The following is an 18,615-nucleotide window of genomic DNA, read 5'->3' as shown; positions in this document are numbered from 1 at the left end:
CCCATGCTCTATCAGAAGAACTATTTCTCCGCTCTCACCGGCAACCTGAGCACCCGCAGCGAGCGCGCCGCCCAGGGCCTGCTCAGTCTAGGCAATCCGCAGCTGCGGCAGTTCCTGCATGATCAGCTGACCGCCGCCCCCGGCACTCCGGGCGCCTGGCTGGCCGACCCGGTCTTCGAACCGACCTTCGGCTGGCAGGAAAGCTCTGAAACCATGAGTTCGCTGGCCGGCGGTGACCTACTACACCGACGCCTTGCCGAAGCCATGGCGGCCCCGCCCAAGGAGCCCCATGATCTTGCAGAGGAATATGCCTTCCCCAGCAATCGCCATCCTTTCACCCACCAGTTGGCGGCCTGGGAGATTCTCAACCGTCCCGAGCCGCAATCGCTGGTGGTGACCAGCGGCACCGGCTCGGGCAAGACCGAATGCTTCCTGGTGCCGGTCCTCAACCAGCTGGCCAAGGCCATCGACGCGGGCGAAGACCCGGAAGGCGTTCGCGCCCTGTTCATCTATCCGCTGAACGCGCTGATCAACTCGCAGCAGAACCGCCTGGATGCCTGGACAGACGGCTTCGGCGGGCAGATTCGCCACTGCCTGTACACCGGCGCGCTGGAGAATGAGCGCAAGACGTCCGACCAGCAGTACAAGGGTCAGGTGATCGACCGCAAGAGCCTGCGCGCCAGCCCGCCGCAACTGCTGGTGACCAACGCGACCATGCTGGAGTACATGCTCATCCGCAAGGATGATGAGCCGATCCTGCAGAAGTCGGCCGGCAAGCTGCGCTGGATCATTCTGGACGAGGCGCACACTCACATCGGCTCCCAGGCCGCGGAGATGGCGCTGCTGCTGCGCCGGGTGATGCTGGCCTTCCAGGTCAAACCGCAGGATGTGCGCTTCGTGGCGACCTCGGCCACCTTCGGCTCGGATACCCAGACCATCGAGAGCCTGCGCACCTTCCTCGCCGATATCGGCGGAGTGGATCCGCAGCAGGTGCATGTCGTGCAGGGTCATCGGGATATCCCGGCGCTGCTGAACGCCACGCCCGATGCCGAGCAGGACACCCCTGAAGCCATCGGCGCCATCGAGGCGGACCAGGAGCAGTCGACGCTGCGCTACCGGCGTCTGGAGGCCAGCCCCACCGCTCGGCGGCTGCGCGCCCTGTTCATGCCTGATGGCCAGGTGAAACCACAAAGCCTGCAAGGGCTGATCCGTGAGTCCGGTCTACCCTCGGCGCAGGTGCTCGCCTGGCTGGATCTGCTGTCCGGCACCAAGAGTGCCGAGGGCCTGTCCTTCCTGCCGCTGCGCGCACACCTGTTCCATAACGTGATTCCGGCAATCCGCGCCTGCGTGGACCGCCACTGCAGCCACAAGGCCGGCACCGCGCTGGCACATGCCGACTGGCCGTTCGGCATGGTCTATCTGGAGGAGCGGACTCACTGCCGCTGCGGCGCGCCGCTGATGCCACTGGTGTCCTGCGAGGAGTGCAACGAGAGCTTCCTGCAGGCGGCCACCAAAAGCAGTAGCAGTGCTCTGGTCGATCCGACACAGCAACAGGACGACGAGTTCGCTCTCGAAGATGAAACCACGGAGGCCGATGATCAGACCAAGGATAAGGATACTGTGTCATCCATCCAGATCCTGATCACCAATCGCGCCGTCAAGAATGGCAGTGCAGACTTCCTCGATCGCGCCACTCACCGACTGACGCCCAATCGTCCGGCGGATGGTGGCATCGAGCTGCAGCTCTTCCGCACTGCCAAGAACGAATGCCCCTGCTGTGGCGCCAATATCCAGGGCCGCAGCCTGCTGCGCCCCACGCGCATCGGTACGCCCTTCACCCTCAGCACGGTGATCGGCACCCTGCTGGAGTTCTGCCCGCCGGATCCGATGCCGACCGGCAAGCCGTTCCAGGGCCGCAAGCTGATCTCCTTCACCGACAGCCGCCAGGGCACCGCACGGATTGCCATCAAGCTGCAGCAGGACTCCGAGCGCAACCGGATTCGCGGGCTGATCTATCAGCGCCTGCTGCAGGCACAACCCGTCAATGGGCTGTCCGCAGAGGACTTGCAGGACCTGCAAGACCTTCAAACAGCAACGCAACTGAGTCGTATCGAGCAGAAACACCTGCAGTCTTTGCTCGACAGGCAGGCTGAAGCTACAAAGGGCGCGGAAATAAGCTGGACAGATATGGCCAACCATCTGGCCGGCACGCCTGAGCTACAGATGGGCATGCTCGACTACTACAACAACCTCGCGCCGAACACCTTCGGCAAGCAGGACAGTGTCGCCCTGGCCAGCATGCTGCTGGCGCGCGAGTTCTATCGCCGCCCGAAGCGCGCCAACAGCTTGGAAACCCTGGGCCTGGTACAGGTCTGCTATCCCAAGCTGGCCAACGTCACCGGCAAACCCATGGCCTGGCCCGCGCACCTGGATGCCGAGTCTTGGCGTACCTACCTGAAAGTGCTGCTGGACTTCTTCGTCCGCGAAAACACCATCCTGAACATCAACGAACGCTGGCAGTCACTGATCGGCGCACGCATTCGCCCCAAATGGGTAGTTGCGCCGGTCTTGGGGGAAAAGCCTGAAAAGCTGCAGAGCCGCTTTGTCCGCTGGCCGGCGGTCAATACCGTCAATGGCATCCAGTCGCGGGCCATCCTGCTGCTCTGCAAGGCGTTCAACTGGTCGACCGCGGCCCATCAGGACCAGATCGACTCGATCCTGAGCGAGGCCTGGCGGGTACTGACCCAGCAGGCAAAGCTGCTGATTTCGTCAGGCGACGGCTATCAGCTCGACCTCAAGGACCTGAGCTTCCGGCTGCCCGAAACGGTCTACCAGTGCCCGGTATCGCGGCGCTTCATCGACACCCCGTTCGAGCAGCTCAGTCCCTATACGCCACGTACCGACCGCGAGATGGTCGTCAAGGTGACGCCCTACACTCTGCCGCGTCCGCCCGAGGCGCTCCTGCATGTGCCGGGTGATGAGGGCCTGCTGGCGATCCGCGACTGGCTGAACAGCGAGCCGCAGATCCAGCAGCTGCGCAAGGACGCGCTCTGGTCGGACGTCATGGACCGGGTCATCGAGGGGGGCCACTACTTCCGTGCCGCCGAGCACTCGGCGCAGCAGCCGAAGAGCAAGCTGGACAGCTACGAAGGCCTGTTCAAGACCGGCAGGCTGAACCTGCTGAGCTGCTCGACCACCATGGAAATGGGCGTGGACATCGGCGGCATCAGCGTGGTGGCGATGAACAACGTGCCCCCGCACCCGGCCAACTACCTGCAGCGTGCCGGCCGTGCCGGGCGCCGCCGCGAGGGACGCTCGCTGGCCCTGGCCGTCTGCAAGAACACCCCGCACGACCAGAGCGTGTTCAACAACCCGCTCTGGCCGTTCAACACGCCCATGCGCATGCCCAAGGTGTCCCTGCAGAGCCCCGATCTGGTACAGCGCCACGTCAATGCCTGGCTGCTGTCGCACTGGCTCAAGCACGTGGTCGCCGCCCAGGAAATCAAGTCGATGACCGCCGGTGCCTTCTTCCTCGACGGCGAACTGCCTATGTCGCTGGCCGCGCGTTTCTGCCTGTGGTGCGACAACCAGGCGGTCGATACCGAAACGCTGGTGGGACAGGCCCTCAAGGACATCACCCGCCGCAGCATCCTCGACACCACCCCGCAGCCCGAGCTGTTCAAGCATGCCAGCCGCCGCATGAAAGAGATCATGCAGGCATGGCAGCAGGAATACTCGGCCAGCCACGCCCAGCTGCTGCAGATTGCCGACAAGAAGGCCGCTGCCTACCGCGCCATGGATGCACAGCTCAGCCGCATCGCGAAGGAGTACCTGCTCAGCGAGCTGGCTGACCGGCGCTTCCTGCCGGGCTACGGCTTCCCGACCGACATCGTCAGCTTCGACAACCGCTGCATGCAGACCTTGAAGCGGGAGGACGGCGACCAGCGCGAGGACAACCGCGCCCGTTACCGCTCGCTGGCTTCCCGCGACCGCATCACCGGCCTGCGCGAATATGCGCCGGGCGCCGAGCTGGTCATGGATGGGCTGGTCTACAAGTCCTCCGGCATCACCCTGAACTGGCACGCTCCCGCGTCTGCCGAAAACGTCAAGGAGCTTCAGCTGTTCAAGAAGGCCTGGCGCTGTGGGCAATGCGGTGCCAGTGACTCGGCCATCAATCCCGGACTGGAGATCAACTGCCAGGAATGCGGCGCGCCGATCGAGCGCGACAACATCCGTGAATACCTGGTGCCTGCAGGCTTTGCCGTGGACTTCTTCGACGAGCCGCACAACGACATCAGCCGCCTGCAGTATGTGCCGGTCAATGCGCCCTGGCTGAACGTGCCGGCCAGCTGGGTCTGCCTGGCCAACCCGGCACTCGGCCAGTTCCGCGCCAGCCAGCAGGCGCAGCTGTTCAACTACACCTCGGGCGCCAACCAGAAGGGCTTTGCCATCTGCCTGGAGTGCGGCAAGGCCGAGCCCATGCTGAGCTATCCCGATGCATCCGCCCCTGCCAATGAACAGTATCTGCCGGCTATTTTCCGCCAGAAGGCACAGCACCGCCGCCTGCGCGGTGGCAAAAGCAATGAACAAGGCGACGGGACAAACATCTGCCCCGGCAGCCACAACAGCTGGAAGATCAAACAGAACGTCCACCTTGGCCATGACAGCCTGACCGATGCGCTGGAACTGGTGCTGCGCAACCCTACCAGCGGCGAACTGCTCAACGACGATATCACCGCCTACTCGATTGCCGTGGCGCTGCGCGAGGCGATTGCCGCCGATCTGGGCATACAAACCGAAGAGCTGGGCTGCGCAAGCCATCCGATCAAGGTCGATGGCCAGCCAACCCGCGCCATCCAGGTGTTCGACCTGCGCAGCGGTGGCTACACCACCCAGGCCGCGGAGCGGCTGAATGAAGCCAGCCTGTGGCGAAAGGTCATCGCTCGTCTGGACAGCTGCAACTGCTCGCATGCCTGCCAGAACTGCCTACTCAGTTTCGATACCCGCTTCGAGGCCGAGCGCCTCAATCGTCACGTCGCGCTGGAGTGGATCAATCAGACTTGGCTTGCCGGCCTGGCGCTGCCCGCCGAGCTCGCTGTCTTTGGTCCGAAAAGCCAGGCAGAAATCGCCACTCTACAGGAAGCGGTCGAAAGAGCGATTACTAGGGACGACAACGCGAAGACCGTAGCCATTTACTTCACTGCACCCGCCGAAGAGTGGGATCTTGCTGTCGCACGCCGCCTGAGGCATCAACTGCATAGCTGGGAAAGCGTCGGACACCTAGTGCAATTACATTTACTGGAAAGTACCGTTTCCAGCCTGCCAAGAGACCAAAAGGAATGGTTGGCAAAGCTAGCCTTCAACGGAGTACAGATATGCCTACACAATTCCATACCGGATCTCGGGGCGCTGGCACTCAATGTCTCACTGCAAGGCCCACAAGGCTGCATTGCCTGGGCTAGCGACAATACGAACCTGGCCGCACCTGGCCACACATGGGATCTAGCGGAGGCCGGTGCACGGATCATCCGAGGCACCCCCTCCGACCTCAAGGCAGAGCGCATCTTGAATGCTGCCGATCTCATGCCGGCCCCACCCCCTGGCTTGATCAAGATCGAGATCGGCAATCAGCTGGATGGCTCGCTCGACAACTTTGCTCGTCGGTTCTGGGAGCACCTAGGTACTGAGGCCAATGGCCTGATTAATGATGCCCTCACAGGCAAGGATCCAATTACAGAACTGGTTTACAGCGACCGTTACGTATGCAGCCCGCTAGTTGTGAATCTGTTGGTCAGCGTGATCCACGAGCTCGGACGGCTGAGTGATGCAGATTTCGCTATCCGAATCCTAGGCCGACAATATCAGCGGGAAGACAATCGCTCGCCTTGGCAGTACCGGCATGACTGGCACTCAGCTCGCGAGCGCGATGAGGCCCTCCGCCAGGCTCTGGCGTACTGCGGCCGCGAGGGAGAGGTGCTAAGCCTGCCTACCTTGCCGCACTACCGCCGGCTACAGCTTAAGCTGCGCTCCGGTAATCAACTGACCATCCAGTTTGATCAGGGGCTTTCGTATTGGGAAGCCGAGCGCAGCGAAAAGTCTTACCAGCTCAGGTTCGACTTTGCATCACGCGAGCTTGGAGAAGAAATCATGGAGCGCATCAGGTGTAAAGTTTCGGCGGCTGGGGAGGAAAACACTCAGATATTCCTCTCTTCCTCTTGAGAGCGGCTCAACTGGTATGAGTATCGGAGGCAATTGCCCAAATTTCAGAACTCCGATACGCACAGTAGCGAAATAAGCCCCTGTTCAATGCAAATTTGGACAGGGTCTCTTACGATTTACGGATTACCAGCCATCTGTCGAGCGTAATTGCGATCGCTGAGGTCTTTCTTGGGGTCAGCTTTGACCCAGCGCTCAGGTCTGTTGCAGGTCGCGCAGGTCAGTATCTGCTTATCAGGGCTGAGGCTATATAGGCGGTTCTCAGAGCCGACTTTGACTTTCAATCCAACATCTGAGACCTCGAACCCTGGTGCTTCCTGCCCTATGCGATCCATGGATTCAAATCGGAACGACCAGCGTTTAATCTGATTTTTGCGCCAGATAGTCATAATGATCAAGGGGTCTTGTTTCGTTGTCCTCTGATAAACCCAGTCCCCTTCATATGCACCTAGTTTGGTTGCTTCCTCGTCTCGTTTGGCCTGCTCATAAATTTGCTCCTGCATCTTGAGCAGTTCGGCATTTAATGCTTTTTCATCCTTAAGTGCTTGGTCTTTCAGCATCCGCTCTACGTCATAGGGCCCTTGAGGGTCATATTTCCAAACCGCCGCATCATTGATTCCAAGCACCTTGCAGTTTAGACAATCGACACTCTGCTCATCTACATTTCGCGTTAGAGCCAAGCGCTCGGAGCTGTTAACGTCGTCAAGGAGAAGTTTTTTATCTTTTACTGAAACTTTCATTTTAACCAGCGGCTTGATGCGACCATCTCTCGCGTCCTCTCCAAATATCTCGGCCTCATCACCGTGAACGTTGAGAACAATGACTCTCTCCCCACCAGCTATCTTATAACGATATGCACCTGTGAAATCCTCGCTGCCGCAACCAGCAAGAATGGAGCTAACAAAAGCTAATGAAATTAACCTAGAAAAGCCTCGCATAATATCCTTTACGGCAAGCCGAATAATCAATGGCGTACGACTAGACTGACGACTGTGGAAAAACTAATCAGCCGCACTGCCCTGCTATTAATCGAACCTTAATGCTGTAGTCCATATGGCGTTCAGCTTCATGTAGATCCTTTGGCTTGAAGTCTCGTCGAGAAAAATTAACGATCTCCGAATCAGAGAACCCATACTCCTGCATCTGCTTCAGCGTACACGAGCAGAGTGCAGGTGATGTCCCACGCGCCTTAGAAGCAGACTCGCATCTTTTAACAAGCTGCTGAACTCCAGTTTCGCCAGCGAAGGCTCCTGACTGCAAAAGTATTGCAAATGATGCGAAAGCAGCTATGCCAATAATCCTCATATATTTTTAACATCCTTCTATTTAACTGCTTAATTATCGGCAATTAATCGTTTGCACCTGAATTACAGCCGATTGCGAAGACGGCATGTGTAGGAAAGCGGCCCTGCAATTCGCTGGAGGGTGACGCCATGCCATAAAGTCACGTTTTACCAAATTCACAATATACTGTGAAGACCAGAGATGACGCCGCCCAGATAGTCCTCCCTTTTGGGGAGTCATCTGTGGAAGTCGGATTGGCGTTCGGAAAGGTCCTGCGCAGACGCCGTGTCGAAGCAGGATTCACCCAGGAGCAATTGGCCCATGAGGCGGAATTGCAGCGTAACTACGTCAGCCTGATGGAACGGGGCATCAATCAGCCCACGATCACCACCTTGATCAAGCTAGCTAACCCCCTGGGCTGCACCGCAGCTGAGATCGTCGCCGAGGTAGAACAACTCGTTGCGCATCCCTGAGCACTCGGTGTCCTTCGAGCCCCTCAATCGACGACTAGTTGAATGGTCGACTCAAGAGCACTTCTCATCCTAGAGTCGACCACCAAAGGCTCCTGCTCCAACCAAAGACCTTTGTCCACGAGATCATGCACCAGCTTGGGCGCATGACGAAGATCAAGCCCAGCAGGCCATGGCTTTTTCAACTTCCTAGGCTCAACGCACTCGGTCCAGAAGGATGGAACGAACCAGCACAGATCCGACCGAAGCTCTCGTAGTTTCAGGAAGATTCGTACGCCGTTCGGGTCGAGATCACCAAAGTGAACGACAGGAACCTCGGGCTGCACCTGAGCGAGTAGATGCACAACAGTGGCTATGTCCCAGCCAGGGACATGAGCCAAAAGCCATCCGTCCAGCATCGGCAGGTCACGCCAAGCGCCAGAGTTTTCCACCAGCAAGACCGCTCGCAAGGGACCTTCCAAGATGAGGCCATCCAGGAAGGCCCGCTCCGGGATCGGTGCTTCACCAAGAATACGGGCAAGCTTCCACAGATCCAGGACACCCTGCTCGGTCTGTGCCACCAATCCACGCGGTGGTCGCAAGCGTAACAATCCGTCGTGGGTCGCTTCGGTGCCGGCAAGCGCGGCTTGCCGGCGCGGCGTGAGTACCGCTTTGGAGTGGGGCGCGGTTAGCGCGGCTGCAGTCCGGCGATTGAGACGTCCTGGCAGCGCCGGAAGCCGCCCTGCGCGGCGCGCATCTTCCAAGCGAGTCCAACCATCAGGCGTGGGGGAAAACCCACCCGCTGTAAGTGCCGCCAGCGCTTCCTGCCAGTCCGGCCATACCCGCTCAAGCAGCGCAACGAGTTCAGTGCGGCGAGCCTCTACCAAGGCAATCTGATCACGCCGGCCGGTCGAGCGGATCCAGGATAGCTCTGCCAGAGTGTCATACGCTTTCACCTGTGAGGCGCGGCGCTTGAGCGTCCCCTGCACCAGCAACTCGAGCAGAGCGATGCGCTGCTGCGGCGTCTGCCACATTAGCCTACGCTCCTAGTGCGACGACCGAACACCAGAACTTCCTCGCGCCCCTCGGGCGTCACCTGGCGCACCAAGCGATAAGTCGTATTGCCTTCGGCACGTGCCACTTCGGGGGCCGCGATCATCAACTGCAGATCCAGTGTCTGACACAAATCGAACAGGACGCCGAGATTGTCTGGCGACAGGCGATTGGCTTCGTCCAAGAACAGGAAACGCAGCGAACCGTGAGCGCGCTTACCGCGCAGCAAGGTCGCATCGCGCTCCCACTCGGTGAGAACCACCATCATCAGCGCAGCGCCGACACCGATCGCCTCGCCGGTCGACAAACGTGTCGGGTTGGCGACTTCCCACTCGGTGCCGGACTTGCGACGGATCTCCACCTGCAGATGCACGTATTCCCGATAATCGAGCAGACGCTGCCCTGCTGAGCGTCCACCGCCGTAGCGACGAAAGATTTCGTCGAGCGCCTCCTCGATCGGCATGTCCGCCTGGAATAGCAGCTCCTGAGCCGCACCTTCACGCAGGGCGCGAAGGATCTGCTCCATACGTTCGACAGCCTGCATGCGCACACGGATGCCCTGAATGCTGCCGAAGCTGACCTTTTCTAGATTCTTGGTCAAGCGAGTGACTTGGCCACGCGCCTTGCGGATCTGTACGTCAATGCCTCGTGCTACGTCTTCGCTAGCTCCACGCAGGTCGCTTTCCTGACGGGCGAGACGCTCTTCGAGGTCAGATAGTTGGTCACGCAGCCGGATGAGCGCTTCGCGCGGGTCATCGACCTCGGCCACCTGTGCCGGCAGGCGGTGGCGCAGCCAGTCGCGCACAGCCAGCCAGAGTTCAAGAATAGGATCAGCGAAAGCGGCGTCTGCCGATGGACTTCGTACCAGTTCAAGCTCAGAGAGCAGAGCGTCCCCGCCTCGTGCGTTGTGTAACCGTTCTAGCAAGACGTCACGCCGCGCTGTCGCGATCTGTACGAGATTGACATGGCCGCGAATACCGCCTGGCCCATCGGGATCATTGCCGAGTAGATTGCCTATGAGGCCGTGGCGCTGTGCCCGATCATGTAGTTCACTCCACCGCCTCGTTGCAGGCTCGGCCTCACGGCGCTCGCTGGTGAGTTTCTCATCGGCTGCGATCAGGCGTTCCTGCGCTGCTCGCTGGGCTTCCTGCTGCGTACCGACGGTTCTATTCAATTCCTGTCGTCGGTGCTCTAGAGCACGCAGCGATTCTTCCTGCCGTACGACCTCTTTAGCTGCATCCACTACCGCTTCTTCCGTCGGAGCAGGGATACCTATCCCGTTGAATCGAGTCGTTGCAGCCGCATGCTCCTGACTGGCGATTTGACGTCGGCCTTCCACTTCTTGGAAGTGCTCGGTAATTTGGTCATATCGTGCCTCAGCTTGGCTCACCCTTTCCTCGGCTGCCTCTTGCAAGCCTTCCGCTTCGCTCAGTTGCTCCTTCAGGGCCGGTATTAATTCCTGCGAGTCTTCGAGCCGGCGCGGCGCTTCCTCCCAGGCGAGCGCCTCAGCGTTGTCGCACAGGTATTCGAGGGCTTCGATCCCTGCATCGAGTTGCCGGCGCCGGCCTTCCAGAGTGTCGGCGTGGCGCGTCAGATCCTCTATGTCCGTGTCCGACAACGGAAGCTGGCGCAAATCACCAAGTCCGTTCTCCACATACAGAACATCCTCTTGGTTGGCGGTAACCCAGTCCCTGGCCTCGCCTGCCTGCGATGCCCTTTCACTGAGTATCTGCGCCCGCTCGCCGTGGTCAGGAGGATCAAGCAGAATCGCCTCGGCCAACAGCGAACGCAGCCTGCCAATACGGGGTTGCAGTGCCTGTGCAGCCGCAGCATGGCGATCAGCCATGTCGCTCTGTCGCTCGATCTGTTCACCGACCAAGGCGATCGCCTGCTGCACCTCGATGATGGCGTCCGCGGGGTCACCTGCCAGCCAGACCTCCAGCCCGGCGAGCAGCGTGTCGCCATTCTCCTGCAACCGTTCCAGTGTGCGGCGCTGGCTCCTCGCATTCTCTAGTTCGAACGTTTTCTCTTCGGCCTGCGCCTGCAGCTCGGCCGCCCGTCTCTCGCGCGCACGCCGTCCCAGCCGCGGCTTGGCAGGAATACGCGACATACGCAGGGCAATCCCTTCCTGGACGAGCAAATCACCTTCGTTAGCCATCGTAGTGTCGGAGGAATCGGCCAGACGGTAGAGATCGGCATCACGTGACACCAGTAGCACGTCTGTCAGTTCCTCTGGCCGGTCGACAGAGGCACGAGCTGCCGCAGCGGGATCATCGACGACCAGTGCCTGTGCCAGGGGGCCAAGTCGGGCCTCCAGCACAGCCGCTTCCTCGATCGCCACTTCTTCGTAGCTGCCAGCCAGCAGCTCGGCGCCGAGCCTGTCCTTGAGCTGCAGCAACGCGGGCGAGAACGGCCCGCCGGCCGACAGCAGGTCACGTGCGTCCCGGAGCAGCTGCTCCTGTACATGCCGTGCCCCCTGTTCGACCCGGGCTGCCTCGGCGTGCTCTGTGCTCAAACAGGCACGAGCTGCATCCAGACTGGCCCGGTCCGTCACATGGGTATCGAGGTGATCGGAAATGCGGACGGCGCACTCCGCCAAAGTCTGCCATTGCGGCTCGCGTGCCATTAACTGCCGATGCTGTTGCTGCAGCTCCTCACGCCGGCGCCGTAGCTCAGCAAGTTCTTCATTGGCCGCCCGTTGTGCCTGTTCATGTGTGGATTGCTCGACTTCAGTATCACTCAGCAACGCGTCGACGACTTCAATGGCAGGCGCCTGGGTGAGAACCACGCCCAGCTCCCTCGCCGTTGCACACACCCGGGCCTGCCGGGCCTGCAGCTGTTGCGCTTCGGCCAGTTTCGCCTCAATGTCGGGAAGCTGCTCGGCAAGTACGCTCAGTGTCCGATGACGGTGCACCGCTTCGGTGGTCACATCGTACGCAGCGGTGATTTCGACATCCCGTCCCGCTAGCCGCCACACAGCCTCCATGAGCTGCTCATGACGCGCACGATGCTCCAGCGCATCGGACAGGCGCGTCCTTGCCTCCCGACGTTCCTGATCGACGCATTCGAGCATGTGGCGTACCGACATAAGCTGATCGGCGAACTGCGCAGGAAGCAAAGGTACGGTCTGCAAATGCGCCTCGGCTTCCCGTAGCCGTCGAATTGCCTGACGATAAGCAGCAGCCCGGCGATGCAACTCTTCGATGCCCTGCTGCAGATCGGCGAGCCCCTTGGCAGCGCGTTTGTAGCCCTCCCGGGCACGCTTGAGTTCCTCGCGATTGCGAGTCCGCAACGTTTCAGATTCGCTTCGTAGCCTGCCCGCTTGTTGTGCCGCTGTCTCAGCTTCCGCGAGCAGGGAGACACATTGTTGCAGGTTGCGTAGCGCCGCTAAGGAGTCCTTCAGTCTGCCGTGCCAGTCGCGGGCGGTTCCAAGTACGCGGTCGAGTTCATCTTTGCAAGTATCGAGCGTATTCAGCTCGGCCAAGGTTTCGTCGAGTACTCTGCGCGCTCCCTCTTGCGCCTGGAAGGCTTGATCGCGTGCGCTCTGCGCCTCGGCTACCCGGCGTGCCAGCTCATCGGCCCGTTCACGGGTGGCAAGGAAAGCTGCTGCGAACATGGCCTGGCCGGCTTCGAAGATACTGCCGATTTCTTGCTCCAGGCGGCGCGACTCTTGCACTTCTACCCGCGTGCGCCGGCAGGAATCCAGATTCGATCGCATCCTCTGCAAGGTATCAGCGAGGCCACTTTGCTCCCTGAGCAGGAACGAGCGTAGCTCCGAAGTGAGCACCCTTGAGATGCCGCCGGTCATGCTGGTACGCAACATATCGTTGAACTTATTGCGCTCCTCATCGGTACCAAGGCGCAGGGGCATGACTCCCTGATCGAATAGCGCGGCGAAGTACTCCCGGGCGGATGGATAAGATTGTAATCGCCCACCGAGCCGCGCCGCGTTGTCGCGCAACTCCTGTAACTCCGGCACGGACTCGACGCCCCCCTGTGCAACCAGCAGCAGATCCTGCAAGCGAACCGCAGGTTCGAGGCCCCAGACTATAAATGGGGTGGGCTCCACGGAGGGTTCACCTTTGCGTTCCAGATGTACCCCAGCCAGTAGCCTCTGTGCACCCGCAAGGGCAAAATCTACCACCACGTAGGAAGGGCGTCCGGGATCACCGAGACGTCCCCAAATACCCTTGTCGCCGCCAGTCGCTCCAGTCTCGCCGAGATTGGTGAAGCGCAGGCGGGACATGTCGGGCAGCAGAGCGACATAGGCGGCAATCATCACCGTGGTCTTGCCGGCACCGTTGCTGCCCTCCAGCGCAGTGACATGCCGATCGAGTAGATAACGCTCGTAGAAGACACCTTTCCAATTGACCAGGGCTAAAGCATCGGCACGCGTTCGACTCATGACAACATTTCCTCCCCCTCCGCGTCGCCGCTATCGTCATCCATGTCGTTAGCATCACCCAGTAATACCTCTCCACGCGCAACCAGCCGCTCTAGGGCGTCGCTGGGATCTGTGAGCCCGCGAACTGGCTCGGCAAAGCGCATGAGTGCCGGACGCAGGCGCAATCTGGCCGCATCAACCACATCGATGAAACCCAGTTCAGCTAACTTACGCAGCGCCTCGTCCGCTTTCCCTCGCACAGTTTCAGCGGCAATGCGTTCGTCATACTTGCGTCTACGCGGATTTAGCGTACGCACCAGCACATCGGTGCCCAGTAATCCGGACAGCCGCTGCAATAGCGCTTCACGTGTCGCCATGCCGCCATGCTGCAAAGTCGCGGGATCGAGATACATCAGCGCCAGCACCTGCCCGATAAGCATTTCGCCGACGGATAGCTGACGTCGCCCCAGCCGCTCGCCGCTGGGCAGCAAATAGAAATAGCCATCGCTCTGCTGGATCAGCTCACAACCGAAACGCCGATAAAAAGGTTCGAGCAGCGCCTGTGCCTCCACCAGGTAATCATAGGGGCAGCCATCATCTCGACCGATATGGCGTCCACGTCGCAGCATCAGATCCACCTCGGGGAATCGCTCGTCGACAATCACCTCTTCCAGAGAATCGAATACGGCATCGCTCACTCCACTTTCCTCCGGCCCTGGACAGTCCATTCCTCGACTTCGAGCTGTTCGCCCACTTCTAGCCATAGCCGCTCGCGGCTTGAACGCAATCGGGCTAGCCTTGCAGCTGCGTCAGCGATGCGACCCGCAGCCACGTATTGGCTATCGTCGGTCAGCGTGGCGAGTACCTGCACCGTTAGCCCCGCCAAGGTATCTACGCCCTCGTCGAGCGCCCGACTCACCAACACTTCGATATCTGCCAGCGCATTTTCAGCTTCCACCCAGGCTGGTTCGGCCTCACGATCAGTCTTTGGCCTGGCCACCACCGGACGCTCGACGCGTGCTTCAAGTGTACGTAGCAGGCAGATAGAGCCTGCATGCGCAGCTAGTAGATGGAAAGGCCTGTTTCCCCACTCCGCAATCTGATCGCGCAAGCGCTGGCTCAGCGCCCGATCAGGATCCAGTCTGACCACGTCGCGCAGGTAGCGGTGTACATACTGGTAGTATTCGGACCATGCCTTTTGGCGTGCACCGCCCCAGGCTCCGATCCGGTCTACATGTTCGATGACCCGCTGTGCGGCTCCCTCGGCTTCGACATTTTCTGCTGAAACGGCCAGCGCCTGGATGTCCTGGAGCAACGCAACGAAATGGTGTGTGTCTCGCAGCAGGATTTCATTGAGCTCGCGCAATGTGTGGGTCGTTGCGTCGAGCAGGCTCTGGCATCGATCGATTGCGCTAAACCAGTCGTTCGACAGCAGGCTAGCGATTTCCGCCTGGATTTCCTCCTGCTGGGCATCAAGCCCCCGCTGCCGACGTTCGATACCCGCCACCATGTCACCGACCGTGATCCTCAGGGGGGCGACCACGCGCTGACGCCAATCCTCATCGTTATGGGCCTTCCTGGCTGTCGCCAGGATGTCGGCAAGTTGAGCGCGCAAGGTACCGGTCAGTAGGCTGAGGCTTTCCCGAGTCAGGGCCTCGTCCGCCAGAAAGTATTCGATAACCGCAGCAGCAAGTCGTGTCAGCGCATACTCGCCCGCCCGAACGATGCCGGCGCCATCAACTCGGGCCAGCATGCGCTGCTCGCGTAATCGTTGAATGGCGTGCGTCGCGCGCTTGCGCGGATTTTCGGCAGCGGGTTCGACGACATCGCAGACCTGTTCAAACAGGTCGATCAGCAGATCTTCCTCGAACGACGCAAGCCCAGCCTTGTCCGCTCGCAGGTACAGACCTGCGAGAAAGCAGACATCCGCTGTTTTCAGGTCAAGATTGACCTGATCCCGTACCAGCGAGGCGATAAGGCGATTCGGATCGGATGCTGTCATAAGCGCTGAGTAGGCTTCTCTGCTACGCAGTATGAATGTATCCAAGCCTCATATTGTTCAGGCATGGACGGCCCCCTGTGCATCGGCCTGCTGTTCCTGAGTTTTGGCCGCGATCTCAGAATCGTCTGAGTATGCTTCTCGCATCATCATCTTGTAGTGAGCCAAATGCCCGGACTTGACGAAGATCGCCTTGAAGATATTCAGGTAGCTTTCCACCATTGCATCGTCGACAGCGACATATAGGTCATCGTGTGCGAAGTGAGAACCATCGTTGACCCATGAAAAAAGCGATCGGCATATGACCTTCTCACGCCCCTCGAACAGGTTGCAGATGTCGTCGGTATCGGATCCACCCAGGATCTTGAAGTAGTTTTCAAGAATGCGCCTGAGGGTGTTCTGGATTGAAAGGTTGGATCGGTCGGCCCGTCGTACCTCCGCCCACAGCAGTTCGTATGAGGTGACTATCGGGTTGCTTGTGTGGGCCTCTACTCTTGAAGAGTGATGAGATTTTCGGACGACCCAGAAGGTTTCCTCGCTGCGCATCGCATTTCTATCAGTGCGCCGGGCGTTGAAGGTCACTTCCTTGTGGAAGTAGACGTTATGGGTCAGTACGAAAACCTGTTTGATGTGACCGGTTCCTTGGCGCACCTCATCGAACAGCGCCTTGATCAGGCTGCTAACGATGAAGAGGATGTCGCTATCCAGACTCGACACAGGATCGTCGAAGACCACTATACGGTCAGTCGTCACGCCGCTTTCCGAATCGCTGCCTTTGAGCAGATGGTAAAAATAGAGGAAGGTGACGAAGGTACGTTCGCCTTCGCTCAAGGTTTCCTTCGCATCCATACCATCCGGTCGCCGCAGCACATAGGCGGTACCGCTATCTGCCTTGGCTAGGGAGAAACCATGAAAACCGAACGAGGCTAGCAAGGTATTTATTGCATCGATGGTCGGCTGGATGCTGGTGGTCGCACGCTCCAGCTCAGCTATTTCTTTCTCCACCTGACGCCGGTCTGCTTCCGCCGCTTCGATCTTTCCGTTCAAGGCAGTGATCGCGCCCACCAACCCTCGCTTCTTCGTCGAGCAATCCTGCAATGCGGGCGCCAGCTCGATGGCGACGATGTGTTTCCACACCTGGCTTGCCAATTGCTGCTTTTCTTTGCCCAGATTAGCTACCGTAGCGTTGTGTGACTCGATCTGCTCGTTGGCAAGCGCCAGTGCCTGGGAGATCGCGCCCAGAGCGTCAGCCAGAGGTTCCAGTGCAATGAGCTGGCTTGGCTCGCGTTGCTTATCGGCAAGATGCTGACGATTGAGGGCAATCCGAGAAGCCAGCAGCGCCACTTCTGTCTTCAGTGTTTCCGCATCGAGGAATCGGGAAGGCGCATTAAGGATCTCGGACAATTGCGCCAAAAGGTGATCGGCCGCCGCGGCATAGGTCTTAGCCAGTTCATCAATGGCACGACTGTCATCCAGAAACGTTTCGTCGAAATAGGCCTCCAGACTGGCCGCGAACGAGGCTTCTGTGGCTTGCTGGCAGAAAGGGCAGACTCCTGTCGCCTCATCGAAGTAAGCCCGGCCCTGCCGCACCCAATCGCTGTTGCCCAGCGCCTTGATCATTGCCGCGATATCGACATCTTCCCGGCCCAGAACGCGCTTGCTCAGGATCGGATTCGATTCGTGGGACAACAGCGCATCGAACGAAGGCAATACGACGTGGGGCTCCAACATAGGTGAGGGGCCAAAAATGGTCTTGGCTTTCTCCTGGAGATCGGCCAACGAAACCAATGCTGCAGAATTCCCAGCATGCTCCTGCAGCACACGGACCTTGAAGTTCTCGGCATTGTTGCGTACGCCCTGGAATGCCAAAGCGAATGCACTATCGTGCTTTTTTTTCTGGGCCCAGCATGTCTCCTGAAACCAAGCCTCGAGATCGGCGAGTTCTTTGCGTTTTCCTCCCAGACCATCCAGCCCTTCTAGAGTCTCCCTCAGACTGCTGATGCGTCCACTACAGCTACCGGACTCCTGTTTGAGTGCCGCGATCTTGGCAACATTCTCGACGTTCTTTTCACCGAGGGTGAAGATGCCTTTGAGCTCTGCGGAAGGGCCGAAATTACGTGCAACGAAGTCGCGGTTGTAGACCATAGCCTGAAGGGGCACGCCGCTCTTCCAGCCAACATGGCAACTCGGATAACGAGTGGGGTTGTCGATCACCCTGGAAATTGTGGTTTTGCCACACCCATTGGCACCGTAGATAAAGTTGAACTTCGTCAGCCCATCAAGCGCTTGTACCTCTTGTCCATACGAAGCCACCCCCACTATCCGTATTGACTCAATCATTCGCCTCTCTCCCTAGGCAATCGGTGCCAATCTCTGGCCGGCTATTCGTTATATAGCTTGCAATGTCATTCGAATAGAGTGAGTGAAAGACTAGACCAGTCGAGGTCTAGTGATCTATTCCGGAGGCGCACGCTGGATATGGGCGATTTGGCGGAGAGTTCTGTCGTCACGAGGGTGTATTTGGCTAGTTCGGCGGAGGTGCCCCAGTGAGCGCTTGTGGCGGGTCAGTGGTTTTTGCAGGACTGCCACCGACATTTTGCGGTAGACGAGTGCAGCCACGGTGGCTACGGAGCGAAGTCTCGATGACCCATCAATGAACTGCCGGTGGATTAGCTGAATGTCCTCAACCTGTTTCGGCTCGACCCCACTGGCAAGAAGGGAGGTATCAAGACCCGCCGCCTGGTTGCATCCACCTCCGATACCTATCGCGCTGCACTTCTCGGGCTTGGCCAGCCTTCAAGCGATTGCCCTGCGTCGGTGCCCTGGAAGATTGCAGTTTCTGCGGGCTGCACGGCACTGCGATGCGAACAACGCAACGCTTGCGAGGATCGCCTCACGGCATTCGTCGTCGCTCGACAGCGAGAAGTGGCGTTTCGTGATGCGCTGATGGATACGCGGTGCGCACGGCGCACCCTGCGGGCCCGGCGAGGCTTGAGCGGCTGCATGCATTTCGCACCAGGCTGGCGCGTGACAGCGATTGTGCGACCTGTTGTGGTGCGGGCTGGGCGGCTGGGCGTCGCCCCACCGCCTGCCCAGGGCCGTTGTTGGCGATCTGGCATACTTTTTTCATGGGCAAGCGCATCCACTGCAAGCCGGGCTCTGCCTCGTAAGCCTTGTGACCATTCGCGCCCCCGGGCGCCGGGTAATGAAGCCCGATCCACCAGCCTGCT

The 18,615-nt window shown here is 59.6% G+C and carries 8 protein-coding genes; 2 read left to right on the top strand and 6 right to left on the bottom strand.

Features of this window, described 5'->3' with window-relative positions; genetic code table 11:
* The first annotated feature begins 3 nt into the window (after window positions 1-3).
* Window positions 4-6,219, top strand: a complete 6,216-nt coding sequence (locus tag LE197_RS30270; protein ID WP_003160970.1) for a DEAD/DEAH box helicase — start codon at window positions 4-6, stop codon at window positions 6,217-6,219.
* Window positions 6,220-6,335: 116 nt separating this feature from the next.
* Here the strand turns inward: LE197_RS30270 and LE197_RS30265 are convergent, their stop codons facing one another.
* Complete coding sequence (locus LE197_RS30265; RefSeq protein ID WP_023086884.1) at window positions 6,336-7,154, bottom strand: hypothetical protein; 819 nt, start codon at window positions 7,152-7,154, stop codon at window positions 6,336-6,338.
* Window positions 7,155-7,742: 588 nt separating this feature from the next.
* On the opposite strand from LE197_RS30265, the gene LE197_RS30260 reads away from it, so the two are divergent.
* Window positions 7,743-7,973, top strand: coding sequence for a helix-turn-helix domain-containing protein (locus LE197_RS30260; protein WP_023086883.1), 231 nt, complete (start codon window positions 7,743-7,745; stop codon window positions 7,971-7,973).
* 23 nt (window positions 7,974-7,996) lie between these two features.
* Here the strand turns inward: LE197_RS30260 and LE197_RS30255 are convergent, their stop codons facing one another.
* From LE197_RS30255 to LE197_RS30235, 5 genes are read right to left on the bottom strand one after another with little or no spacing between them, the layout of a single operon-like run.
* On the bottom strand, window positions 7,997-8,983 hold the full coding sequence (locus LE197_RS30255) for a Wadjet anti-phage system protein JetD domain-containing protein (protein ID WP_003160972.1): 987 nt from the start codon (window positions 8,981-8,983) through the stop codon (window positions 7,997-7,999).
* Window positions 8,983-13,407: a chromosome partition protein MukB gene (gene mukB, locus LE197_RS30250; RefSeq protein ID WP_003160973.1), complete on the bottom strand. Its 4,425-nt coding sequence runs from the start codon at window positions 13,405-13,407 to the stop codon at window positions 8,983-8,985. Before mukB ends, LE197_RS30255 begins: the two co-directional genes overlap by 1 nt.
* Entirely contained in the window at window positions 13,404-14,084 is a 681-nt protein-coding gene (locus LE197_RS30245; RefSeq protein ID WP_003160975.1) for a chromosome partition protein MukE, read from the bottom strand. Before LE197_RS30245 ends, mukB begins: the two co-directional genes overlap by 4 nt.
* Entirely contained in the window at window positions 14,081-15,388 is a 1,308-nt protein-coding gene (locus tag LE197_RS30240; RefSeq protein ID WP_003288359.1) for a condensin subunit F, read from the bottom strand. Before LE197_RS30240 ends, LE197_RS30245 begins: the two co-directional genes overlap by 4 nt.
* Before the next feature lie 57 nt (window positions 15,389-15,445).
* Window positions 15,446-17,725: an AAA family ATPase gene (locus LE197_RS30235; protein WP_003160977.1), complete on the bottom strand. Its 2,280-nt coding sequence runs from the start codon at window positions 17,723-17,725 to the stop codon at window positions 15,446-15,448.
* Window positions 17,726-18,615 lie beyond the last annotated feature (890 nt).

Origin of the sequence: Pseudomonas sp. PS1(2021) (assembly GCF_020405165.1) — a bacterium.
In the GTDB taxonomy this organism is placed as follows: domain Bacteria; phylum Pseudomonadota; class Gammaproteobacteria; order Pseudomonadales; family Pseudomonadaceae; genus Pseudomonas; species Pseudomonas aeruginosa.
Note: the sequence above shows the minus strand (reverse complement) of the source record. Positions and strands in the feature narration are given on the sequence as shown.